23 protein-coding genes are annotated in these 21,765 nt (G+C 48.8%); all 23 read left to right on the top strand.

Features of this window, described 5'->3' with window-relative positions:
* Positions 1-14 precede the first annotated feature (14 nt).
* Positions 15-725 (top strand): DUF5058 family protein, encoded by a 711-nt coding sequence (locus tag AVZ68_RS09955; protein WP_059104395.1) that lies wholly within the window; start codon positions 15-17, stop codon positions 723-725.
* 18 nt (positions 726-743) lie between these two features.
* Positions 744-1,466, top strand: a complete 723-nt coding sequence (locus AVZ68_RS09960) for a hypothetical protein (RefSeq protein WP_059104396.1) — start codon at positions 744-746, stop codon at positions 1,464-1,466.
* 16 nt (positions 1,467-1,482) lie between these two features.
* Entirely contained in the window at positions 1,483-2,829 is a 1,347-nt protein-coding gene (locus AVZ68_RS09965; protein ID WP_059104397.1) for an amidohydrolase, read from the top strand.
* Between the two features lie 296 nt (positions 2,830-3,125).
* The gene (locus AVZ68_RS09970) at positions 3,126-3,575 is read left to right on the top strand and encodes a PaaI family thioesterase (RefSeq protein ID WP_059104398.1); all 450 of its coding nucleotides are present in this window, start codon (positions 3,126-3,128) and stop codon (positions 3,573-3,575) included.
* A gap of 139 nt (positions 3,576-3,714) precedes the next feature.
* Entirely contained in the window at positions 3,715-5,043 is a 1,329-nt protein-coding gene (locus AVZ68_RS09975; protein ID WP_059104399.1) for a phenylacetate--CoA ligase family protein, read from the top strand.
* A gap of 24 nt (positions 5,044-5,067) precedes the next feature.
* The gene (locus AVZ68_RS09980; protein WP_059104400.1) at positions 5,068-6,087 is read left to right on the top strand and encodes an NAD(P)/FAD-dependent oxidoreductase; all 1,020 of its coding nucleotides are present in this window, start codon (positions 5,068-5,070) and stop codon (positions 6,085-6,087) included.
* Positions 6,088-6,115: 28 nt separating this feature from the next.
* On the top strand, positions 6,116-6,358 hold the full coding sequence (locus AVZ68_RS09985; protein WP_059104401.1) for a ferredoxin: 243 nt from the start codon (positions 6,116-6,118) through the stop codon (positions 6,356-6,358).
* 72 nt (positions 6,359-6,430) lie between these two features.
* Positions 6,431-7,384, top strand: a complete 954-nt coding sequence (gene paaA / locus AVZ68_RS09990; RefSeq protein WP_157404629.1) for a 1,2-phenylacetyl-CoA epoxidase subunit PaaA — start codon at positions 6,431-6,433, stop codon at positions 7,382-7,384.
* Between the two features lie 16 nt (positions 7,385-7,400).
* Positions 7,401-7,751 carry a 1,2-phenylacetyl-CoA epoxidase subunit PaaB gene (gene paaB, locus AVZ68_RS09995; RefSeq protein ID WP_180316692.1) on the top strand — a complete coding sequence of 117 codons (351 nt, stop codon included), beginning with the start codon at positions 7,401-7,403 and terminating at the stop codon, positions 7,749-7,751.
* Positions 7,748-8,560: a 1,2-phenylacetyl-CoA epoxidase subunit PaaC gene (paaC, locus tag AVZ68_RS10000; RefSeq protein ID WP_059104403.1), complete on the top strand. Its 813-nt coding sequence runs from the start codon at positions 7,748-7,750 to the stop codon at positions 8,558-8,560. The genes paaB and paaC overlap by 4 nt, the downstream gene beginning before the upstream one ends.
* A gap of 23 nt (positions 8,561-8,583) precedes the next feature.
* Positions 8,584-9,090: a 1,2-phenylacetyl-CoA epoxidase subunit PaaD gene (gene paaD / locus AVZ68_RS10005; RefSeq protein WP_059104404.1), complete on the top strand. Its 507-nt coding sequence runs from the start codon at positions 8,584-8,586 to the stop codon at positions 9,088-9,090.
* A 19-nt stretch (positions 9,091-9,109) separates the two neighbouring features.
* Positions 9,110-9,412: an EthD family reductase gene (locus AVZ68_RS10010; protein WP_059104405.1), complete on the top strand. Its 303-nt coding sequence runs from the start codon at positions 9,110-9,112 to the stop codon at positions 9,410-9,412.
* A complete protein-coding gene (locus AVZ68_RS10015; RefSeq protein ID WP_059104406.1) occupies positions 9,412-10,188 on the top strand; it encodes an enoyl-CoA hydratase/isomerase family protein in 777 nt (258 codons plus the stop codon). The genes AVZ68_RS10010 and AVZ68_RS10015 overlap by 1 nt, the downstream gene beginning before the upstream one ends.
* 2 nt (positions 10,189-10,190) lie before the next feature.
* Positions 10,191-10,958, top strand: coding sequence for an enoyl-CoA hydratase-related protein (locus tag AVZ68_RS10020; protein ID WP_059104407.1), 768 nt, complete (start codon positions 10,191-10,193; stop codon positions 10,956-10,958).
* A gap of 16 nt (positions 10,959-10,974) precedes the next feature.
* The gene (locus AVZ68_RS10025) at positions 10,975-12,483 is read left to right on the top strand and encodes an aldehyde dehydrogenase family protein (RefSeq protein WP_059104408.1); all 1,509 of its coding nucleotides are present in this window, start codon (positions 10,975-10,977) and stop codon (positions 12,481-12,483) included.
* 70 nt (positions 12,484-12,553) lie between these two features.
* On the top strand, positions 12,554-13,423 hold the full coding sequence (locus AVZ68_RS10030) for a 3-hydroxyacyl-CoA dehydrogenase (protein ID WP_059104409.1): 870 nt from the start codon (positions 12,554-12,556) through the stop codon (positions 13,421-13,423).
* On the top strand, positions 13,420-14,622 hold the full coding sequence (locus AVZ68_RS10035; RefSeq protein ID WP_059104410.1) for an acetyl-CoA C-acyltransferase: 1,203 nt from the start codon (positions 13,420-13,422) through the stop codon (positions 14,620-14,622). Before AVZ68_RS10030 ends, AVZ68_RS10035 begins: the two co-directional genes overlap by 4 nt.
* A gap of 18 nt (positions 14,623-14,640) precedes the next feature.
* Positions 14,641-15,417 (top strand): enoyl-CoA hydratase-related protein, encoded by a 777-nt coding sequence (locus AVZ68_RS10040; RefSeq protein ID WP_059104411.1) that lies wholly within the window; start codon positions 14,641-14,643, stop codon positions 15,415-15,417.
* Positions 15,418-15,500: 83 nt separating this feature from the next.
* Positions 15,501-16,394 carry a phenylacetic acid degradation operon negative regulatory protein PaaX gene (gene paaX, locus AVZ68_RS10045; protein WP_059104412.1) on the top strand — a complete coding sequence of 298 codons (894 nt, stop codon included), beginning with the start codon at positions 15,501-15,503 and terminating at the stop codon, positions 16,392-16,394.
* An 18-nt stretch (positions 16,395-16,412) separates the two neighbouring features.
* A complete protein-coding gene (locus AVZ68_RS10050; protein WP_082676472.1) occupies positions 16,413-17,387 on the top strand; it encodes an NAD(P)H-dependent flavin oxidoreductase in 975 nt (324 codons plus the stop codon).
* A 162-nt stretch (positions 17,388-17,549) separates the two neighbouring features.
* Complete coding sequence (locus tag AVZ68_RS10055) at positions 17,550-18,908, top strand: hypothetical protein (protein WP_059104413.1); 1,359 nt, start codon at positions 17,550-17,552, stop codon at positions 18,906-18,908.
* 317 nt (positions 18,909-19,225) lie between these two features.
* Entirely contained in the window at positions 19,226-20,593 is a 1,368-nt protein-coding gene (locus tag AVZ68_RS10060; RefSeq protein WP_059104414.1) for a sodium-dependent transporter, read from the top strand.
* Positions 20,594-20,623: 30 nt separating this feature from the next.
* The gene (locus tag AVZ68_RS10065; protein WP_059104415.1) at positions 20,624-21,763 is read left to right on the top strand and encodes a Leu/Phe/Val dehydrogenase; all 1,140 of its coding nucleotides are present in this window, start codon (positions 20,624-20,626) and stop codon (positions 21,761-21,763) included.
* The last annotated feature ends 2 nt before the right edge of the window (positions 21,764-21,765 follow it).

The following is a 21,765-nucleotide window of genomic DNA, read 5'->3' on the forward strand; positions in this document are numbered from 1 at the left end:
AAAGGGGCGAACGTATGCAACAAGCAATGGAACTTGCGAACGGCAATATTTTATGGATATTTGCTTCACTCGTCATCGGCATTGTTATTTTTCAAAGCATTAAATTCATTCAGCTTTCGGTAAAAGCAAGCGGGGATGCCGGAATGACCAAAACCGAGGTGAACAGTGCATTAAAAACGGGTGCGATCGCAGCCATTGGCCCGTCCTTTGCGATTGTCATTGTCGCCATTTCACTCATTGCCTTTCTCGGGGATCCGCTCACCTTGATGCGGATTGGTGTGATCGGATCCGCACCGATAGAATCTGTCGGTGCAAGCTTTGGAGCTGAAGCAGCTGGCTCCAGTCTTGGCGGGGAAAATTTCAGTCAAACTGTATTCACTGCGATTGTCTGGACATTATGTCTCGGTGGAATGGGGTGGCTGTTATTTACTGCTTTGGCTACCAAATCCCTTGGTAGAATAGAAAAGAAACTGACAAGCAAAGGGCCCAAAAGCAAGCAAATGATGAGCATGGTTGCAACGGCTGCAATGGTTGCTGCATTCGGAAATCTGGCAAGTGCGGAAATGATAAAGGGGCTTGCATTCGTCGTTGTCGCTCTTACTGCAAGCGCGACAATGGTTATCGCTAGTAAAATGGCTGATAAGCATCAGATCCTATGGCTGCGTGAGTGGTCTCTCGGCCTCGCCATACTGGTCAGCTTATGTGTCGGCTATTTCGTTATCTAAAATCGAGGAGGACATCCAATGAACGGTGATCATGCAAAACAAACGACCGTAATCAATGACAAGCCAGAAAACATTAAGGGATCCTTATCCATGGATGCTTACCATGATAAAGCACACTTTTGGGGAAGGTTGACATTATGGAGCGTCATCGCCCTGACATTAATCCTTCCTCTATATCTTTCTTTCGGTCTCGGACTTCACCCCGGATGGAGTGTTATATTAAGCGCATTTACCGCATATGCCGGCGTGATCGCGGTTGTCTGGTTTTTGGAACCGGTCATGTATTTTCCTATTCTTGGCGTTTCCGGCACGTATATCAGTTTTCTAAACGGAAACATTGGGAATATGTGTCTGCCTGCGGCAGCTTCAGCCCAGCATGCGGTCGGGGCAGAACCTGGGACCATAAAAGGAGAGCTCACAGCCACACTTGGAATCGGTGCAGCCTCCCTAGTAAATAAGATCATTCTTATCCCGATCATTCTCGGCGGATCTGTCGTTATTTCCATCATACCTGAGAATATCCAAAGCGTATTTCCATTGATTTTGCCAGCTATTTTTGGAGCTGTACTGGCACAATTTGCGCTAAAAAGACCGATTTTCGGCGTTGTTGCTCTTACGATCGGGCTGATCATCAACCTTACGGCGCTGCCTCTATACTTAAAAAGTTTATTTTGTATCGTGCTAACGGTCTTTATCTGTCTTCAGCTTGAAAAACGAAAGGAAAGAAAGCAGGCATCATAACAAGGAGTGAAAGCAAATGAATAAAGCAGCAATCATCGAATGGATTGAACAGCATAAACAAACCTTTACCGCCATGGCTCAGGATATTTGGGACCATCCGCAGATTGCTTATGAAGAACAGTATGCGAGTGAACGGCAGAGAACAGCCTTGAAAGAAGGCGGGTTCCGCATCACCCACCCGGTAGGAGACATCGACACGGCTTTTATTGCAGAATATGGACAGGGGAAGCCGGTGATCGGCATCCTTGGCGAATTTGATGCCCTCCCCGGTCTCTCTCAAAAAAACAGTCCGGTGAAAGAAGAAATTGTCAAAAATGGTCCCGGACATGGCTGTGGACACAATCTTCTGGGGACGGCAGGTGTCGAAGCGGTGATGGCCGTGAAGGAAATGATGGACAGAGGAGAGGTTGAGGGGACCATTCGCTATTATGGCTGCCCAGCAGAGGAAGTGTTGTCCGGAAAGACGTATATGGCCAAGGCTGGTGTCTTTGACGATCTCGATAGTGCGCTAACTTGGCATCCGATGACATCCAATGCTGTCATGTACAAACGCATGCAGTCAATGGTTTCGATTAAATTCTATTTCACAGGAAAGCCGGCTCATGCAGCCGCATCCCCGGAAGCCGGAAGAAGTGCGCTCGACAGTGTGGAACTCATGAATATTGGCGCAAACTATCTGCGGGAACATGTTCCCGACGGCACACGTATCCATTACACGATTACAGATGGGGGACGTGCGCCAAACATTGTTCCGGAAACAGCCTCCGTCTGGTACTTTCTCCGAGCACGTTCAAAAGAAGAAGTGGAAGAAATTCTGCTTAGGTTAAAAAATATTGCTAAAGGCGCGGCATTGATGAATGAAACGGACGTAGAGTCCGAGATCTTGGCATTCGCCTATGATACCTTGCCCAATGATCCACTGAATGAACTAATGTATAAAAATATGCAGGAAAGCAACCCGCTTACCTATACAGACGAGGAAGAGGCATTCGCCCAACAGCTCGCACAGTCTCTGCCTACCTCCGGAAAAACAATGGAGGAACTACTGCCAACAGCTGTTACCTTCGCCCCTTATCAAGCCGATGCATCCATTCCGGGTTCGACGGATGTTGGGGATGTGAGCTGGGTGGTTCCGACAGGTATGGTTTCGACAGCATGTGCACCAGTAGGAACCGCCTTGCACTCTTGGCAGGCGACCGCTTCATTTGGAACTCAGCTCGGGTATAAGGGCATGCATCTTGCGGCGAGCACGATGGCGCTTTCTGCCTATGACCTGCTTTTAAATAAAGACAATATTCTTGAACAGGCAAAAGAAACCTTCGATCATCTTCGTGGTGGAAAGGTTTATGAACCAGGAATTTAGAGAACGGAGCTAGGAATCAGCTAAGCGTAGTTTAAATATAGATACCCGCAGCGTTGAGGAGCGTTGCGGGTGGCAGGTCTTGCCCTGAATAAATGGGTGAGAAAAAACCGCAGTGGAAGGTGGACTGCGGTTTTTTCCTATGGATCGATGTGACAAAGATGCCCTGCCGAGGGTCAATGCTCACCCTATATTTTTCTGGAAATCATTTGACAACGCTTACACCGTGTATTACTCTTTTTTACATCACTTAAATATAACGTTTGACGATAAAGTGTTATTTGTTAGGAGGGCTGGTTATGAAACCGACAATCAATGAAAACGAGCTTCACCATCAGCACAAAGAACAGATCTTCCATGTCATGAAGCAGGAGCCGTATGCTCAATTTTTAGGGATTCAGCTAGTGGAGATCGGGGAAGGGAGAGCCGTTGCAGAATTAGATGTAGCGAATCATATGTTAAATTCGCACGGAACGGTTCACGGGGCTGTGACATTCGCGATTGCTGATTATGTGTTTGCTGTGGCATGCAATTCGTATGGAAAGACGTCCGTCGGTCTCTCAACAACGATTAACTTTATGGCGGCGGGAAAGAAAGGGGCTCGCCTTGTGGCAACGGCGACTGAAGAAAAGAAGAATTACAAGACGGCCTGGTACAAAATAAACGTTGAAAGTGATGACGAATTAATCGCTTCAATGGAGGCAGTAGCCTACCGAAAAGATCATTATTTCGTGCCGATCGAGCGATAGACAAATTTTCTACGATACCCGTTGACAGCGGTTTCATATGGTGTTATTTTATAATTATATCACGTGTAAAAAACGTTAGTATTTAAATTGTTATTATTCAACAAGCGAATAGATGAAAAAGCAGAAGGAGATGGTACCGATGTTCAATCCTGAAGTGGAAGCAGCGAGCCGCACGGAAATCGAGGAACGTCAACGTACACGTCTTCAAACGACAGTGAGAACGGTTTATGAAAAGGTTCCGTTCTACCGAAATAAATTTGCGGAAGAGGGAACCTTTCCTGAAGACATCGTCGACATCTCTGACATCACGAAGCTCCCTTTCACAAAAAAGCAGGACTTACGTGATCAGTATCCATTTGGATTGTTTGCTGTTCCCACTGAGGATGTTGTTCGGATTCACGGGTCCTCTGGAACGAGCGGAAAGCCGACGGTTGTTGGCTATACGAAAAATGATTTGAAAGCTTGGGCAACGATTGTTGCACGGGCGATCGTAGCTGCTGGGGGCACGAAATCAGACATTCTACATAATGCCTATGGCTACGGGCTATTCACCGGCGGGCTAGGCATCCATTGTGGAGCGGAGGAATTGGGGGCGGCTACCGTACCGGTCTCAGGTGGAAATACGGAAAGACAGATTACATTAATCCAAGATTTTAAACCAAAAGGCATTTGCGGCACACCTTCCTATATCCTCAATGTGGCAGAGAAGATGGAGGATATGGGGATTGACACGAGAGAGCTCGGCTTAAAGTATGGGATTTTTGGGGCTGAACCTTGGTCTGAGGGGATGCGCAAAACGCTTGAAGAAAAGCTGAATTTGAAAGCGGTCGATATTTACGGGCTGAGTGAAATCATGGGACCTGGGGTGTCGATTGAGTGTCATGAGGCGCAGGATGGACTACATATTGCCGACGACCATTTTCTTGTGGAGGTGATTGATCCAAAGACGCTTGAGCCTGTAGCTGAGGGCGAAGATGGAGAGCTTGTGTTTACCAGTTTAACAAAGGAAGCGTTGCCAATCATTCGCTACCGTACTGGGGATATTGCCTCGATTACTCGAGAGCGCTGCCAGTGCGGCAGGACGACGACACGGATGTCTCGCGTTAAAGGCAGAACCGACGACATGATGATTTTGCGAGGGGTGAATGTCTTTCCTTCTGAAATGGAACGGGTCCTATTAGAAATAAAGGGATTGGTTCCTCACTACCAAATTCATCGTGTGATGAACGGGACCATGGAAGGTGTCAGGCTGCATGTTGAGATTGGCAAGCGTTTATATAAAGAAGTTGGATCGGATCTCAAACACGACCTCGTCAAGCAGCTCAAGAAGGAGATCCAGCAACAGATCAAATCCGCGTGCCTTGTCTCCATTGAGACGGTGATTCAGGAGCCGAATTCCATCCCGCGTTCAGAAGGGAAAGCGATTCGCATTGTCGACGCAAGAAAAGTTGATTCCGTCGGTGTGTAAGAGAAAAAGAGAAGGAGTGGTTGGATGAGCGATCAACCGCATGTGTTTGATGTCACGATTATTGGTGGAGGACCGGTCGGATTGTTTACCGCCTTTTACGGTGGGATGCGGCAAATGTCGGTGAAGATTATTGAAAGCCTTCCCCAGTTAGGTGGACAGTTATCCGCTCTCTATCCGGAGAAATTCATTTACGATGTGGCGGGTTTTCCGAAGGTGCCCGCCCAGGAATTAGTCGATCAGCTGACGGCGCAAATGAGACAGTTTGAGGCGACGGTTTGCTTAGAGGAAGAAGTTATGGAAGTAGAAAAACAATTGGGTGGGATGTTCAAGCTTACGACAAACGCCGCCACTCATTGGACGAAAACGATCATTATCACCGCCGGAAATGGGGCGTTTCAGCCACGGAAAATGAAGCTGGAGTCGGAGAAACAGTTCGCAGAGACCAACATCCATTACTTTGTGAATGACCTGCATCAGTTTGTTGGAAAGGACATCGCCGTCTTTGGCGGCGGGGATTCAGCTGTGGACTGGGCGTTGATGCTTGAACCGATTGCCAAAAGTGTAAAGATTGTTCACCGAAGGGATGCTTTCCGCGCCCATGAACATAGCGTTGAGAAACTAAAAAACTCCTCCGTAGAAGTGTTGACTCCTTACGCACCGACCGAATTGCTCGGAGAACATCAAGTAGAGCAAGTCGTGCTTGAGAAAGTCAAAGCGGAGGAAAAAAGAGTGGTCGATGTGGATGCGGTTCTCGTGAACTACGGGTTTATCTCAACACTGGGCCCGATTAAAGACTGGAGCCTAGAAATAGAAAAGAACTCGATCGTTGTGAATTCGAGAATGGAAACGAACATTGAAGGCATCTACGCAGCAGGAGATATTTGTACGTATGATGGCAAAGTCAAACTCATTGCGAGCGGCTTTGGAGAGGCGCCAACAGCGATTAGCAACGCGAAAGTCTATATTGATCCAGCATCCAAAGTTCAACCCCTTCATAGCACGAGCATCATGGGTGAGGAAAAGAAGGCCGCGGTATCTAAATAGAAAGCATGATAATAGGAGGTTTTCGGAGATGGCCAAATACGTATGTGTGAATCAGGAGACGTGCATCGCGTGTGGTTCTTGCGGGGCAAGTGCTCCAGAGATCTTTGACTATAACGATGAAGGCTTTGCCTTTGTTCATCTGGACGATAACGAGGGGCGTGCAGAAGTCCCTGAAGAACTTCATGATGATCTAGAGGATGCAGCCGATGAATGTCCAACCGAGTCAATTAAGGTTTCAAATGAGCCAATCTATAGTCTTCAGGAGTCGTAAGGTTTTGTGGAGGTTTCAATATAACGGAAAAAAAGAAAACGTTCATTGAAAGTTATAGAAAGGGTGATGATCATGGGTACGCTCATGGAAGCGACAACGGATGAAGAACGCATGGAGCATTTTATGGCGCGAATTGAGTCAGGGGATAAGATTGAAGCGGATGAGTGGATGCCGGAAGAATACCGAGTGACGCTCATTAAGCTGATTTCCATGCACGGCATTAGTGAAATTATGGGGGCCTTGCCGGAAAAAGAATGGGTGCCAAGAGCGCCATCTTTAAATCGAAAGCTTGGCATCATGGCAAAAGTACAAGACGAAATGGGGCATGGGCAGCTGCTCTTACGGGTGGTGGAGGATTTAATGAAGCCGTACGGAAGAGATCGTGGGGACTTAATGCAAGACTTGTTTTCCGGAGATTTGAAGTTTCATAACGTCTTTCACATGCCTACCAAAACATGGGCGGATGCGGGAATCATTGGCTGGTTGGTCGACGGGGCAGCGATTATTACACAGACAAATATGTTAGGCGCATCCTACGGGCCTTACGCGCGTGCATTAAAGCGCATTTGTGCAGAGGAGGTCTTCCACGCCCAGCACGGCGAGTCGATCATCTTAGCGCTTGCGGAAGGAAATGACAAACAAAAAGCAATGATCCAGGAAGCGCTCGATCGCTGGTGGGAGTCGCTACTGATGTTTTTTGGTCCAGCTGGCAAAGCAACGACCGGTTCGTCAAAGCAGGATGTGACGATCAAATACAAGATTCGTTCTAGCACGAACGAGGAGCTACGCCAAAGCTTCCTATCCAAATACATTCCTCGCGTTCTTTCGCTAGGCTTAACGATTCCGGATCCAACGCTTCATTATGATGAGGAAAAAGAATGGTGGGAATATCAGCAGCCAGACTGGAATGAATTTAAGAAAATCACGAAAAATCAAGGGCCGCGCTCTGAAGAACGACTGAATCTTCGTCGCGTTTCTTATGAAAACAACGCATGGGTGCGAAGAGCGCTTAGTGCAACCGTGTGAAGGAGGGGGAATGGGGATGGATCAGGAAAAGACGTTTTACAAAGAGTTTGAAGTGTTCTCAAAGCGCACACCGGCGTCCGCTTTTTCGCATCAGTTCAGTCTCGTCGCGCCGAATGAGGAGCTAGCTCTCGTCATGGCGCAGGAAAATTTCATGCGGCGTGAACCAGTGGCCGACATCTGGGTGGTGGAACGAGGAAATATTCGTGGCCTTAACCAAGACGAGAAAGCATCGCTTCACCGTCTGGACAACAAGGATTACCGCAACACCAAGGGGTACGGCTACTTGAAGAAGAAATGGCGCAAGTACGAACAGCAGATGCTGGATGAGAAAGAAATTCTATCGTGGTCTGGAGGTGAGAGCAAATGAACGAGGAAAAAAGCACGACTCAAACAGAGCATCAAGAGGCGATTATTAGCCTGTTGCTTCAACTCGCTGATGACGATTTTATCTTTTCGTTTCGCGGCTCAGAGTGGCTAGGCCTTGCTCCTCACATTGAAGAAGATGTCGCATCGGCCTCTATTAGTCAAGATATGATGGGCCATGCCGCGATGTTTTACAAACTCGCTGAGGGTCTCGGTTTGGACGCTGCTGATGAGCTGGCTCATGGGCGAGCGGCGGGCGAGCGGAGAAACAGCATCCTTGTGGAGCGGGTCAACGGCGAAGGGTCTTATATGGGCACACCCACTTACGACTGGGCCTATGCGGTGGTTCGAAACTACTTCTACTCGCAAGCGAAGAAAGTCAAAATCGATTCGCTAAAGACGAGTGCGTATGCGCCCCTTGCCGAAGTGGCGACGAAGGTCAATATGGAACTGTACTACCATCTGCTTCATTGGAAAACGTGGTTCACACAGCTCCTCTCCTCCACGGATGAAGCCAAAGAAAAAATGAACGACGCCATTCAAGCCGTGATGGCCGACTTTGGGGATGTGTTTTCCTACGGAGAGGACGCTAGCCGCATTCAAGAAGCGGGGTTAATTGAGGAAGAGGGCGTCCTTTATCAAAGATGGGTCGAAAAAATGGAGCCAGTGCTGCAATCCGTGGGTGTATCAAGCGAACAGCTTTCCGTCGCCTGCACACAAAACGGGCGAAACAAAGAGCACACCACCGAGCTGGAGAGTGCCATTGCCACTCTTTCCGAAGTCTACCGTTCGGATCTAACGGCCTCCTGGTAACCGGAAATGAAAGGAGAAGTCTCATGCAAGGAACCACCGCTACATCTTCACTCAAAGAAGAAGTGATCAAGCGTCTTGAGCATGTCAAGGATCCAGAGATTGACACTGTCAGCATCGTTGACCTTGGAATGGTGGAAAAGATCGAGATCGCCGGAGATGATGTCGCGGTGGTGGTCTTGCCGACATTCCTTGGCTGCCCGGCACTGCCAATCATTCAACAGAACATTGAAAAAGCGATTCGTGAAATCCCAAAGGTGGGAAGTGTAGAAGTCACGTTTGTGCAGCATCCCCCTTGGACCTCAGAGCGGATCACGGAGAAAGGCCGAGAATCCTTAAAAGAATTCGGCATTGCCCCGCCCCCGAGGTACTTGGAGGAAGATGGCAGCTGGCACGTCGATTGTCCGTACTGCACATCGACCTACGTAACTATGGATAACATTTTTGGACCGACCGCTTGTCGAAGCATTCTCTACTGCAAAGGCTGTAAGAATCCGTTTGAAGCCATGAAACCTGTATCGACCATTATGTAAAAAAGAGGAGAGATTATGTATGGCAAAACTAATCGCACTTTATAAGCATCCGGAAGACAAGGCGGCATTTGATGAGCATTACTTCAATGTTCATAGTCCTATTACGGCAAAGATCCCTGGGCTTAAGGAAATGAAGGTCACCAAATTCTCAGGGACACCAATGGGAGAAGAGTCTCCGTACTACTTGATGTGTGAAATGACGTACGACAGCATCGATGATTTGAAAAACGGCCTCCGTTCAGAAGAAGGAAAAGCGTCTGGAAAGGACCTTATGGGCTTCGCCGGAAAGCTTGTCACGCTCATGATTGGTGAGGAGGAGTAGTGTCTGGATACACCTACCTTGAGACAACGGTGGAAGACGGGGTAGCGCGCATTGAACTCAACCGCCCGGATCATTTCAACGCGCTCAACCGCGCGATGGTTCGTGAGGTGATTGAGGCGGCGGAGGCATTTGACCAAGATGAACGCGTGGTTGTCATTCTCGTAACCGGCAGAGGGCGTGCGTTCTCCTCGGGCGCGGACATTGATGAAATGATGGCGGATGATCCAGTGAGTCTCGAACGTCTGAATCCATTTGCTGATTGGGATCGACTCGCCTTGATTAAAAAGCCAATCATTGGCGCTGTTCACGGCTTTGTGTTTGGGGGAGGGTTTGAGCTCGCGCTTTGCTGTGATCTTGTGATCGCGGCGGCCCATACCGAGTTCTCCTTTCCTGAAGTTCAACTTGGGGTGATGCCGGGGGCGGGAGGAACGCAGCGATTGACGAAGCTCGTCGGACGAACGAAAGCGCTTGAGTGGTTGTTCACGGGAGAGCGGATCCAGGCGGAAGCGGCGCTGGCCCATGCCGTGATCAACCGAATCGTCCATCCAGAAGCGTTGCAAGAAGAAGCGATGCGGTTGGCCAAAGAGCTTGCTAAGAAGCCGCCCCTCTCCCTGCGAATGATCAAAGACTCGGTTAATAAAGCCGTCGATGCTTCCTTATATGAAGGGATGCAGTACGAACGAAAGAACTTCTACCTCCTCTTCGCCTCAGAGGATCAAACGGAAGGCATGCAAGCGTTTGTGGAGAAGAGAACGCCACATTTTAAAGGGAGATAACGATGGACTATGTACAGTATACGGTCGAGGATGGTGTTGGCCGCATCGTCTTGGACCGGCCTGATAAACTGAATGCCTTTGTTGCCAAGATGACGGCAGAGGTGAAAAAGGCGTTTAAACAAGCGGAAGCGTCCTCGGATGTTCGCTGCATTCTGTTAACGGGGGCGGGTCGCGCCTTTTGTTCAGGGCAGGATTTGGCGGAGGTCGATGAGGGCGTCGATCATGGAGAGATGATTCGTGAGCAGTATGCACCAATGATCAAGCAGATTCGCCGCTGTGAGAAACCGGTCGTGGCCGGGGTGAACGGGGTAGCGGCAGGGGCTGGGTTTAGCTTGGCGCTTGCCTGCGATTTCCGCATCGTCCACGAATCGGCCAGCTTCGTGAATGCGTTCATTCATGTCGGCTTAGTTCCCGACTCGGGCAACCTCGCCTTTTTAGCAAAAATGATCGGAGAGGCCAAGGCCTTAGAGCTGGCGATTCTCGGTCAGAAAGTGACAGCCCAGCAGGCTTATGAATACGGACTCGCAACACAAGTGGTTTCAGGGGAGGCATGGGAGCGGGAGAGTGCTGCCTTTGCTTCCAAACTTGCGGCGATGCCAACGAAAGCGATCGGGTTGATCAAACGCCAGATGAAGCAAGTAGGTGCTGAGCTCGATGTCTATTTAAATCAAGAAGCCCAGGCACAACGGATCGCCGGGCAAACGATGGATCACCGCGAAGGCGTAAACGCATTTATCGAAAAACGGAAGCCTGTATTTACAGGTCAATAAAAAGGAGAGATCAGTTATGTCTCAAGCAACAGTTGAAAGCCAAGCAGTCAAACGTGATTTTTATGGGTTGTTCATTAACGGAGAAACGGTGGAGAGCGAAAGTGGCCGCACGATGCGTACCGTCAATCCGGCAACAGGGGAAGTGCTTGCTGAAGTGGCGAAGGCGTCGACCGCAGATGCGGATCGAGCCGTAGCCGCTGCACGAGATGCCTTTGAAAACGGGAAATGGAAGAAGTATCCCGTCGGTCGTCGGGCCAAAGTGCTTCATAAAATCGCCGACATTATGCGCTCTCGTTTTAATGAGATCGTGGAACTAGAAATTCTTGATACGGGCAAATCGCTGTCGGCTGCTCAAGGCCAAGTGAGTCAAGCGATTGAGAACTTTGAATTCTATGCGGGTGCGATTGTCGGGCATAGAGGCACGGTCAACAATGTCCCTGGTCAGTTCCATAACTATACAGAAAAAGAGCCACTCGGCGTTTGTGCGCAAATTATTCCTTGGAATTACCCGCTCATGATGGCTTCTTGGAAAGTCGCGCCTGCAATCGCTGTTGGCTGCTCGATTGTCGTGAAGCCAGCAAGCCTTACACCGCTTACCGCGATTTTACTAGGAGAGATCTGTACAGAAGCAGGAGTGCCAGCAGGTGTGGTCAACATTGTGCCAGGATCTGGTTCTGAAATAGGGAATTACTTGGTGGAGCATGAAGATGTCGACAAAGTCGCTTTCACCGGGTCGACGCCAATTGGTAAAGAAATTATGGGAAGTGCGTCTGAAACGTTGAAGCGCGTCACGCTTGAACTTGGCGGGAAATCGCCAAACATTGTGTTTGCCGATGCGGACTTGGAAGCGGCTGTAGACGGTTCGCTGTTTGGGATTTTCTACAATACAGGACAATCATGTGAAGCGCGTTCCCGTCTCTATATTCATGAAGACATTTATGATGAGTTTATGGCGAAGTTCGTGGAGAAGACCAAGCAGCTTAAGCTTGGGAACCCATTAGATAAAGGCACCCATATCGGATCCATTATTGACCAAAATCAACTCAATGTCATTGATGCCTATGTTCAATCGGCGATCGAAGAGGGAGCCGAGGTGATAACCGGAGGAAAGCCTGCTTCTGTTGAAGGATTCGAAGGCGGTTACTGGTATGAGCCGACAATCATCGGCCAAGTGACGCAGGATATGAAAGTGGTCAAAGAAGAAATCTTCGGACCGGTTGTCGTGGTTTCGACGTTCAAAGATGAAAAAGAAGTGATCAAGCTGGCCAATGACACAGAGTACGGACTTGGTTCGTCCATCTGGTCGACCAATGATGGACGCATCAAGCGAGTGGCAAACGCAATTCGCGCAGGAATTGTTATGGTCAACTGCCCATTCTCTGCTTTCCCTGGCACACCGTTTGGAGGCTATAAGCAGTCTGGCTTTGGTCGTGAATTGTGCATTGAGACGCTGGATCTGTATACAGAAACGAAGAGCATCCTCTCGTACTATGGAAGCCGTCCGCTGAATCCATTCGGCATGTAACGAGCCATGTGCGAATGTGTCAACAGGCATATTCGCACGTTTTCTTAAGAAAAGGAGAGGAGGCGAAGAGATGAAAGAGATCGTGGTCGTCGGTTCAGGGGTAATGGGACGCGGCATTGCTTATGTCGCAGCGGCAGGGGGCTATATCGTGACGCTCGTCGATGTAAATGAAGCGGCCCTCGAGAATGCGAAAAACGAGATTGGTTCGGTTTTTGAAAAAGGGATTGAGCGAAAGAAGCTCACGAGAGAACAAGCGGAAAAGGGGCAGGCGAATCTTTCCTATAGCCGTGATCTCAAGGCGGCTGCTTCCACCGCATATCTGATCATTGAAGCCGTTCCCGAAAAAGCGGAGCTGAAACAATCGGTGTTTGAGCAGATGGAACGCGATGCACCTGCTCACGCTTTGTTTGCGACAAATACGTCGACGATGAGCCCGACAGAGATTGCCTCCTACGCAAACAGGCCGGAGAAGACCATTGGGATGCACTTCTTCAACCCTGTACATAAAATGCCGCTTGTGGAAATCGTTCGTGGGCTCGAAACGAGTGAGGAAACGGCGGAAACGATACGAAGCGTAGCGGAAGCAATGGGGAAAGAAACGGTGGTTATTCATGAATTTCCGGGATTTGTGACAAGCAGAATGAGTGCGCTTGTTGGCAATGAAGCTTTCTACATGCTACAAGAAGGACTCGGAACGGCAGAGGAAATCGATAAGGCGATCAAACTAGGACTGAATTATCCCATGGGTCCGTTTGAACTCGTCGATCTGGTTGGACTTGACGCCAGACTAAACAATTTAAACTATTTGCATGAGAAACTAGGGGAGAAGTACCGCCCCGCTCCGCTTTTAGAACAGTATGTGAAAGCGGGTCGACTTGGACGTAAATCCGGAAAAGGCATATACGACTACACAGAGACAGGCGAGGGTGTGAAGAAATGAGAGAAGTTGTCGTTGTCGATGCGGTACGAACGCCGATTGGCCGATACAAAGGAGCGCTGAAAAGTGTCCGCCCTGATGATTTAGGAGCAGTCGTGATCAAGGCCCTGATCGAACGGAATGATAAGCTGTTACCCGAGGAAATTGAAGATGTCGTCTTCGGGAATGCCAATCAAGCGGGAGAGGATAATCGGGATGTCGCTCGGATGTCGGCGTTGCTTGCTGGACTGCCAGTGAGCGTCGGCGGCACAACGCTGAACCGCTTATGCGGCTCAGGGCTGGATGCCGTCACCTATGCGGCACGAGCGATTACCATAGGGGAGGGCGATATTTTTATCGCTGGCGGAACCGAAAGCATGACGCGAGCACCCTATGTAATGGGCAAGCCAGAAGTCGATTATCCTCGTGGGTCGATGGAACTGCAAGACACGACGATCGGCTGGCGCTTTACGAATCAGAAATTAGAAGAGATGTATGGATCCGACTCGATGCCAAAAACGGCGGAGAATGTGGCAGAGCGTTACAATGTCTCAAGGGAAGACCAAGATGCATTTGCCTTGCAAAGCCAGGACCGGGCGAGGAAAGCGATGGAAACTGGACGCTTTTCAGAAGAAATTGTTCCGGTGACCTTCAAAGACCGAAAAGGGAACACTATCATAATTGAACAAGATGAACATCCGCGTCCAGATACAACGATCGACAAACTAGGGAAGCTGAAACCAATTTTTCCAGGGGGGACCGTCACTGCTGGAAACGCTTCGGGCGTCAACGACGGTGCGAGCGCGTTGCTGCTGATGACGGCCGAAAAGGCGGAAGCGTTAGGGTTCGAGCCTTTAGCGAAGTATGTGACAGGGGCTGTGGCGGGTATAGAGCCTGCGGTGATGGGGCTTGGACCGATTGAGGCTACCCGTAAGGCGTTGGGTCGTGCGAACTTGACGATCCAGGACCTCGATTTGATTGAATTAAATGAAGCCTTCGCCGCTCAGTCTCTCGCCTGTATTCGCGAGCTCGAGCTTGATCAAACAAAGGTCAATGTAAACGGTGGCGCCATTGCTTTCGGTCATCCGCTCGGAGCAAGTGGGGCTCGAATTTTGACAACGCTGCTGTATGAAATGAAGAGACAACAGGCGAAACATGGACTGGCGACAATGTGCGTTGGGGTGGGCCAAGGCATTTCCACTATCGTCGAGAATGTTCGCTAAAGGAAAGAGGAACAGAATATGGAAAAAGTTCTCTTTGAGGAGAGAGACCACATTGGCTATGTCACCATTAACCGACCGGACGTGCTCAACTGCTTTGATTACGAGACGCTTTCTACATTACAAGCCATTGTGGAGCAGATCTCGTATTCCTCCTCGATCCGCGTCGTTATTTTTACAGGCGCTGGCGAAAAGGCGTTCAGTGCAGGCGCCGATCTGAAAGAGCGCCAGCACCTGACAGAGGCGGAAACAAGACGAAATGTGGCAGCGATTCAGCGCGTCTTTCAGTCGATTGCTTCCCTCCCTCAACCGACAATTGCGGCAGTGAATGGCTATGCGTTAGGCGGGGGATTTGAATGGCTGCTTGCTTGCGATTTTGCGATTGCTGCGCAAGGCGCCTCCATGGGGTTGACGGAAACGAGTTGGGCGATCATTCCAGGGGCAGGCGGAACGCAACGGCTTCCGCGCCTCATTGGAGAAATGAAAGCCAAGGAACTCATTCTGACAGCGAAAACGATTTCTGCAGAAGAAGCGCTTGATCTCGGCATTGTGTTAGCGGTGAGGCCCCGTGATCAAATCCTGCACGCGTCCGTTGAACTGGCGCATGCGATGATGAAAAACGGCCCTGTGGCTTTAAGGCAAGCAAAACATGCCATCGTTCAAGGGATGAATACGGATATCCAAACAGGAATGGGCGTAGAAGCAAAGGCTTATGAACGAACGTTAATGACACAAGACCGTATGGAAGCCCTTCAGGCGTTTGCTGAAAGGAGAGAACCGAATTTTTCAGGCAAATAAGGTTGCGCTCTATCTATATCTCTTTATAATAGTGATAGTCTGTACCGTTTAAAAAACGTTAGGTACATAGAAAGGTGATACAGATGGGTGCCAACACGCAGTCGATGATTTTTACGATTTATGGAGATTATATTCGCCACTATGGCAATAAGATTTGGATTGGAAGTTTGATCCGCTTGCTCAAAGAATTTGGTCATAATGAACAGGGGGTTCGCGTGGCGGTCTCCCGAATGGTGAAGCAAGGCTGGCTGCAATCGGAACGACAAGGAACGAAAAGCTATTACTTCTTGACGCCCCAAGGCGTGGAACGTATAGATGAAGCGGCGAAAAGAATCTTCAAGTTTGAACAGCATGAATGGGACGGGAAGTGGCGCATCCTCATGTACAAAATTCCTGAAGACCAACGGCAAATTCGTGATGGGCTCAGGAAGGAGCTGCTATGGAGTGGGTTTGGCAGCTTCTCGAACTCATGCTGGATCTCACCAAACAATTTGGAAAAGGAATTGGAAACACTCATAAAAAAGTACGGCATTCATGACTACGTTGACTTCTTTGAAGCAATTTACAAAAGTCCAAAAGAGAATCACACGCTTGTAGAGAAGAGTTGGCCGCTAGAGGAGATTGAAGAGAAGTACGAAAGCTTTATCTCTACCTATAGCCGCCAGTTTATTGTTCACCAGAGCGTGATTGCTAGAGGAGAGATGACAGACGCGGAGTGCTTTGTGGAGCGAACGAAGCTTGTCCATGAATATCGGAAGTTTCTGTTTGTCGATCCAGGGCTTCCAAGGGAGCTTCTTCCATCGAAATGGAGCGGAAGCCACGCCATGCTCCTGTTCAGTCAGTATTATAAACTGCTAGCAGAGCCGGCGAGTCGTTTTTTTGAAGCGGTGTTTGAGCAGGACAATGATCTCAGACGAAAAGAAAAGACGTACGATGCGAATGATCATCCGCTCATTATCAAAGATTCAAGTGAGTAACGGGAGAGGGGTGGAGATGTGAGAACCATTTGCGAGACATTGCAGATCGAGCATCCCATTATTCAGGGGGGCATGGGCAACATTAGTGATGCGGGCCTTGTGGCGAGCGTTTCAGAGGCTGGGGGACTTGGCACAATCGGCTGCGGTACGATGTCACCGGAGAAAGTCTACGGCCTCATCCAAGAAACAAAGGCAAAGACCGACAGACCGTTTGCTGTGAATATTCCAATGAATGTGAGCCCGTATACAAAGGAACTCATTCAGTTGGTGATGGAACAAGATGTGCCTGTGGTCTCCTTGTCGGCAGGAAATCCCAAGCCTTATATTCCTCTGCTTCAAGCAGAAGGAATCATCGTGATCTGTCTCGTTGCCGGTGTCGGCCATGCTATGGGAGCGGAGGCGGGGGGAGCGGATGTGCTCGTAGCTGAAGGTGTGGAAGCAGCTGGAATTAATTCTCCTGCCGAGCTGACGACGTTCACGCTTATTCCCCAGATTTGTGCGCATGTGAGTATTCCCGTAGTCGCAGCAGGTGGCATTGCCGACGGTCGAGGGCTCGCTGCTGCCCTTATGTTGGGGGCTTCTGGGGTACAAATGGGCACGCGCTTCATCGCGACAAAAGAAGCTCCTTATCATGAAGCGTATAAACAGCGAGTGCTTCAAGCGACGGATCAAGAGACCGTTGTGCTTGGGAGGTCGCTCGGTCAGGTGAGGCGTGTTTTAAAAGGAGCCTACAGCGAAAAAATTCTCGGCTTAGAAAAAGAGTCGCTTGCGCTTGCCGACTATATGGAAATGACTTCAGAGTTTCAACATGTTAAAGGGGCGATCGAAGGCGATGAGGAGAACGGTTTTATGAACAGCGGACAAATTGCGGGTCTGATTCAAGACATACCGTCCGTGAGTGAACTGCTAAAGACGATGATGAGCGAGGCGAAAGCTCAAATTGAAAAGCAAGCAGCACGCTTGCTTCGTTCCTCCTCATCAGAGAGCCGGTAAGGTTCTTCGTCAAAACCTATTGTTGGCATGATGCGTCCCCACAGGGTTTACTGGGTGTTATCACAGATCGACGGTTTTGCCATATTTCTTTAAAAGCATCCTAGATGAAACAAGGCAAAGGGTACGTATGGTCATACTATATTCGGGGAAAAGAGGATGCCTATGAGAAGAAAACGCGATTTTGGTCAGGTCCATCCGGGGATTAAGTGGGGCCCGTTTACCATGAGACTGCCGGGAATTCATGTGGAAATGAAGCCGAGTCAGCATATTCAAGGCGGGCTGATTCTGCTTGCAACCTGTGGTTCGGTCACGCCATTAGCCATGCAGTACTTTGATGTTTCCTTTGAGGTGGCTTGGACGCTGAGCTTGGTATTTTTGTTTTTCGTTCTTGCCCAAACCATGTTTTTCGGTGACATCTATGCAGGAGGAGGAATTACGCCGGCTCTGCCGTTAACATTCGTCTTTTTGAATGCGTTTACACCGGGTGTTGAAACCATCCATGCGCTTACAGCCTTGTTTCTTATTGCCACCGTTCTTTTCTTGTTTTTTGGAGTGACTGGGTTTGGGGCTAAATTCAATAGCATCATACCGACTGTATTAAAAGCAGGGGTGATTATGGGAGGGGCGATTGCCGCCTTTCAGTCCGAACTGAACCGTTTGCCGGAAATGCCTTTCTCTTTAATTACGGCTTGGGTGATCGTACTTCTATTGTTTTATTCCATTCCGTTTAAACAGATGGCAGATACGAAAACCAAGCTAATGGTTGGAGGAAACGCGCTATTAATTGCGTTTATCGGGGCCGGCATTGTCGGCGTTATTTCAGGCGAGGTTGTGTTTAATATCTCGTGGGGGGTTTTTATACCGCCGGTTACAGAAACGTTTGCGGCGATGTCCGTTTGGTCCGTCGGATTGCCTCCTGTGGAAATTTTTCTAGCGGCTCTCCCGCTGGCGGTTCTGATTTATGTGCTGGCTTTCAGTGATCTCTTGATCGCAGACACGCTTTTGAAAGGCGCAGATCAAGCGCGCAGAGATGAGAAAATTGACATCAACGCCACACGCAGTCATTATGTGTTGGCCGCTCGAAATCTCTTACAAGTGTTAACAGTTGGACCGCTTCTCTGGCTTCATGGACCGATTTGGGTAGGCGTGCAAGTGTTCATCATTGAACGATATAAAAAAGGCAGAGAAATCATGGATACGATTTTCTCCGGGCCGATGAACTTCTACATCTTGGCCATTCCTCTCGGTTTGCTCTTGCCGGTCATTGGCGTCATCACGCCGCTCTTCCCGGTCGCTTTATCCGTCGCTTTGCTGTTGACGGGATTTGCGTGTGCCTATGTGGCGATGTCGATGGTTGAAGATCAAACGACTGGGGGCATGATTCTTGCGATCGGGATGGTAACGGCTTATTTAGGACCCGCGTGGGGAATTGGCATAGGCCTCGCCCTGTATTTCCTCCTTATAGGGATGAGACGGAAGCAGAAGCGAGAAGACGTTAGCGAAGAAGAAAAAGCAGTATAGATGACGGACGGTGCTCTCTTTGGAGCATGCGCAAGAAGAAGGGAGCATCGTCCTGTTAATGTTATAACGAATATAATATTTTCGTTTCATTAATGATATATGGTAGTCTCGTAAAAACGGGTAATCCGACGCAAATACTTCACTATGCAGGTTAGTATAAGGAAACGTTTTGTAAGCAAGGTCCACTAATCATTGTTGCTAAATAACATTACTTTTGATAATATAACGTTGTAATAACGTTATTATAAAAATATGAGGGAGGATAGTTCTTGCGTCTTTTGTAAGCGTTTTCTGATATTGGGGAAGGAGAGGAAAAAGTGAACCAACAACAATGGTCGTCCAAACTTGCTTTTGTTTTTGCTGCGGCGGGTTCAGCGGTGGGACTTGGGGCTATTTGGAAGTTCCCATACGTAGCTGGAACGAGTGGCGGAGGTGCGTTTTTTGTTATTTTTATTCTGTTTACTGTTTTAGTGGGGCTGCCCCTGTTGATTGCGGAGTTTGTCATTGGGCGCAGTACACAAAAGAATGCCGTTGATTCTTATCGGGCGATAGCTCCGAATTCTTCCTGGGATCTCATTGGAAAGCTAGGCATTGTCACTTGTTTTCTCTTATTATCTTTTTACAGCGTCGTAGGCGGCTGGGTAGTCATTTATATTTGGAAAACCATCACAGGTGCTCTTACGGGACTGGGAGCAGCCGAATATGAAACAATCTTTGGCGAAACGATTAGCAACCCTGCTTTGTCGGTATTTGCCCAACTAGCCTTTATGGTGATGGTCATGGTTGTTGTGGCCAAAGGGGTAAAAGGAGGCATTGAACGGGCCAGTACATTTATGATGCCAGCGTTGTTCATTTTATTTTTGGCTTTGGTCATACGCTCGGTGACGTTAGAAGGGGCGATGGAAGGGCTGGAATTCTTTTTGAGTCCGGACTTCTCAACCATCACGTCGGAAACAGTGTTGTTTGCGATGGGTCAGTCGTTTTTCGCCCTAAGCATTGGCGTCTCCGTAATGGTCACGTATAGTTCGTACTTATCCAAAGAGGAGAACATTGTACAATCGGCAACTTCCGTAGTGGCGATGAATTTCTTTGTTGCCTTATTAGCGGGCTTAGCAATTTTTCCTGCCGTCTTTTCTTTTAACATGAGCCCGGATGAAGGCCCTGTGCTATTGTTCAATGTTTTGCCTACGGTTTTTGACCAGATGCCCTTTGGAACGTTTTTTCTGTTCATTTTTTTAGTGTTATTTCTATTCGCTGCGTTAACCTCCGCTTTTTCTATGCTTGAGATCATTGTCGCAGCACGTACCAAGGGCGATGACCATAAACGAAAGAAAGCCGCTTGGCTGTTTGGAACGCTCATTTTTATAGCTGGTGTTCCTTCAGCGCTTTCGTATGGCGTCTGGGGCGAGGTCCAGATTTTTGGAAACATCATTTTCGACGCGATTGATTTTCTAGTGAGCAATATTTTAATGCCGCTTGGAGCGCTGTTAATCGCTATTTTTGTCCCGTTGAAAATTTCTCGAGCAACGCTGTTTGCAGAATTCAAGGAAGGCGGGAGTTTAGGGAAACGAGTTTTCGCAGGGTGGTTTATTCTCATTAAGTATGTAGCTCCGCTGGCGATCATTATTGTTTTCCTTGATGTCATTGGCGCGTTTTCCTTTGTTGCCGGGCTTATTGCTCCGTAAAAACTTACTATGATGTAAAGGATGATACCTATGAATCTTACTCCTTTGGCTCACTCTACCGAACTAGACATCTTCCAAGAGGTGTCTGAACATGAACAAGTGGTCTTTTGCAATGACAACGTATCGGGGCTGAAAGCGATTATTGCCATCCATGACACGACGCTGGGGCCAGCCCTCGGCGGATGCCGGATGTACCCATACGAATCAACGAAGGAAGCGTTAGACGATGTGTTGCGGTTATCGCGCGGGATGACGCAAAAGTGTGCGGCCGCTGACGTTGATTTTGGCGGAGGAAAGGCCGTGATTATCGGAGACCCGGAGAAAGATAAGTCTGCCGATTTGTTTCGGGCCTTTGGTCAGTTTGTTGAATCATTAAACGGGCGCTTCTATACGGGAACAGACATGGGTACGACGATGGATGACTTTATCCATTCCTTAAAAGAAACGCACTGCATTGTTGGTGTGCCGAAATCGTACGGTGGCAGTGGGGATTCGTCCGTCCCGACAGCAGAAGGTGTGATGAACAGTCTGAGAGCCGTGAACCATGTAGCCTTTGAAAGAAGCACGCTTGCAGGGAAAACCTATGCCATTCAGGGGCTCGGAAAAGTAGGGGTAAAGGTCGCTCTGCAATTGCTTGAAGAAGGCGGGGACCTCTTTATCTCAGACCTTCAGCAAACGCCCATTGATCAGGTTCGGAAGAGAGGAATGGAACTTGGGAGAAGCGTTCAAGTCGTGAACGGCGATGACATCTACGCAGTACCTGCAGATGTGTTTGTTCCTTGTGCGAGGGGGGCTCTTCTTCATGATGAGTCGATTTCGAGCCTGAAAGTGAAAGCCATTGCTGGCTCGGCAAACAATCAATTAAAAGAAGAAAGACATGGGCAAACCCTTCATAGAAAAGGAATCTTGTACGCTCCTGATTATATTGTCAATGGTGGAGGCTTGATCCAAGTAGCCGATGAGCTCTACGGAGGGAATGAAGAACGGGTTCTTGCGAAGACGAACGCGATCTATGACGCCCTGACTGAAGTGTTTAAGCAGTCGGAACTCCACAACATCTCGACGGTAGATGCAGCCAATCGCATGTGTGAACGTCGAATTGAAGAACGTAAGAAGCGTAATAGTTTTTTCACGAATCGTCTAAGACCGAAGTGGAATATTCGCAACTAAAA

Source organism: Shouchella shacheensis, assembly GCF_001484965.1.
Lineage (GTDB): Bacteria > Bacillota > Bacilli > Bacillales > Bacillaceae_D > Shouchella > Shouchella shacheensis.

What these genes read in the sequence shown, in the direction of transcription:
- AVZ68_RS09955 (WP_059104395.1), top strand. Translation starts at nt 15, where the DNA reads ATGCAACAAGCAATGGAACTTGCGAACGGCAATATTTTATGGATATTT.
- AVZ68_RS09960 (WP_059104396.1), top strand. Translation starts at nt 744, where the DNA reads ATGAACGGTGATCATGCAAAACAAACGACCGTAATCAATGACAAGCCA.
- AVZ68_RS09965 (WP_059104397.1), top strand. Translation starts at nt 1,483, where the DNA reads ATGAATAAAGCAGCAATCATCGAATGGATTGAACAGCATAAACAAACC.
- AVZ68_RS09970 (WP_059104398.1), top strand. Translation starts at nt 3,126, where the DNA reads ATGAAACCGACAATCAATGAAAACGAGCTTCACCATCAGCACAAAGAA.
- AVZ68_RS09975 (WP_059104399.1), top strand. Translation starts at nt 3,715, where the DNA reads ATGTTCAATCCTGAAGTGGAAGCAGCGAGCCGCACGGAAATCGAGGAA.
- AVZ68_RS09980 (WP_059104400.1), top strand. Translation starts at nt 5,068, where the DNA reads ATGAGCGATCAACCGCATGTGTTTGATGTCACGATTATTGGTGGAGGA.
- AVZ68_RS09985 (WP_059104401.1), top strand. Translation starts at nt 6,116, where the DNA reads ATGGCCAAATACGTATGTGTGAATCAGGAGACGTGCATCGCGTGTGGT.
- paaA (WP_157404629.1), top strand. Translation starts at nt 6,431, where the DNA reads ATGGGTACGCTCATGGAAGCGACAACGGATGAAGAACGCATGGAGCAT.
- paaB (WP_180316692.1), top strand. Translation starts at nt 7,401, where the DNA reads ATGGATCAGGAAAAGACGTTTTACAAAGAGTTTGAAGTGTTCTCAAAG.
- paaC (WP_059104403.1), top strand. Translation starts at nt 7,748, where the DNA reads ATGAACGAGGAAAAAAGCACGACTCAAACAGAGCATCAAGAGGCGATT.
- paaD (WP_059104404.1), top strand. Translation starts at nt 8,584, where the DNA reads ATGCAAGGAACCACCGCTACATCTTCACTCAAAGAAGAAGTGATCAAG.
- AVZ68_RS10010 (WP_059104405.1), top strand. Translation starts at nt 9,110, where the DNA reads ATGGCAAAACTAATCGCACTTTATAAGCATCCGGAAGACAAGGCGGCA.
- AVZ68_RS10020 (WP_059104407.1), top strand. Translation starts at nt 10,191, where the DNA reads ATGGACTATGTACAGTATACGGTCGAGGATGGTGTTGGCCGCATCGTC.
- AVZ68_RS10025 (WP_059104408.1), top strand. Translation starts at nt 10,975, where the DNA reads ATGTCTCAAGCAACAGTTGAAAGCCAAGCAGTCAAACGTGATTTTTAT.
- AVZ68_RS10030 (WP_059104409.1), top strand. Translation starts at nt 12,554, where the DNA reads ATGAAAGAGATCGTGGTCGTCGGTTCAGGGGTAATGGGACGCGGCATT.
- AVZ68_RS10035 (WP_059104410.1), top strand. Translation starts at nt 13,420, where the DNA reads ATGAGAGAAGTTGTCGTTGTCGATGCGGTACGAACGCCGATTGGCCGA.
- AVZ68_RS10040 (WP_059104411.1), top strand. Translation starts at nt 14,641, where the DNA reads ATGGAAAAAGTTCTCTTTGAGGAGAGAGACCACATTGGCTATGTCACC.
- paaX (WP_059104412.1), top strand. Translation starts at nt 15,501, where the DNA reads ATGGGTGCCAACACGCAGTCGATGATTTTTACGATTTATGGAGATTAT.
- AVZ68_RS10055 (WP_059104413.1), top strand. Translation starts at nt 17,550, where the DNA reads ATGAGAAGAAAACGCGATTTTGGTCAGGTCCATCCGGGGATTAAGTGG.
- AVZ68_RS10065 (WP_059104415.1), top strand. Translation starts at nt 20,624, where the DNA reads ATGAATCTTACTCCTTTGGCTCACTCTACCGAACTAGACATCTTCCAA.